Raw genomic sequence first — 597 nt, 5'->3', positions numbered from 1 at the left:
AGGCACCCGGACAGCCTGCGCGTCACGCTCCGGAGCAGGACGAGAAACCGCCGTTCTGAGCCAAGGAATCCCGGCCGGATTCGGGTGAGAACGCGTGTCGATTCGCCGCATTCGGCCGGGGCCCGGCAGAGTAGTAGCAGCCAGGAAAACCAGAGAGCCCGCCCTCTCGATCCGTTTGGCAGCGGATCTGCGTGAGAGGGCGGGCCAAAATCGAGGGGCGAAGCCTCGCGATTCCGAGGGTACAACACGGATCGGACAGCAGTCGATTCGCGACACGGACCCGAAATCGTGAGCTTCGCCCCTCCCGACCCACCGAGGGGTAATGAGCGAGCCGAACAGCACCACCACAGCGCCTGAGCCCGGCGATGACGACCAGGTGCCCACCCGCCGGCGGGGGCGTCGCAAGTCCAGCACAGACCGCGCCCAGAAGCCCGAAACCGCCGATGCCGGGACCGCCGAAGTGGTCTACCTCGGCGATACCGAGGAAGAGCGGTTGGCCCGGATCCAGGGCCGCATTCGCACCAAGAAGGGCCGCTACCTGCGGTCGCTGACCGATCTCGGCAACGTCGAGCGCTACCTGGACCAGTACGCCGGGGA

Annotated in this window: 1 protein-coding gene; it reads left to right on the top strand. The window is 67.0% G+C overall.

Going from position 1 to position 597, the window contains the following annotated elements; genetic code table 11:
- Window positions 1-322 precede the first annotated feature (322 nt).
- Window positions 323-597, top strand: a 275-nt coding sequence (locus NFL01S_RS33435) for a hypothetical protein (protein WP_157117302.1), incomplete at its 3' end; no start/stop codon positions are given.

The sequence above is a fragment of the Nocardia flavorosea NBRC 108225 genome, from assembly GCF_001613385.1.
In the GTDB taxonomy this organism is placed as follows: Bacteria; Actinomycetota; Actinomycetes; order Mycobacteriales; family Mycobacteriaceae; genus Nocardia; species Nocardia flavorosea.
Note: the sequence above shows the minus strand (reverse complement) of the source record. Positions and strands in the feature narration are given on the sequence as shown.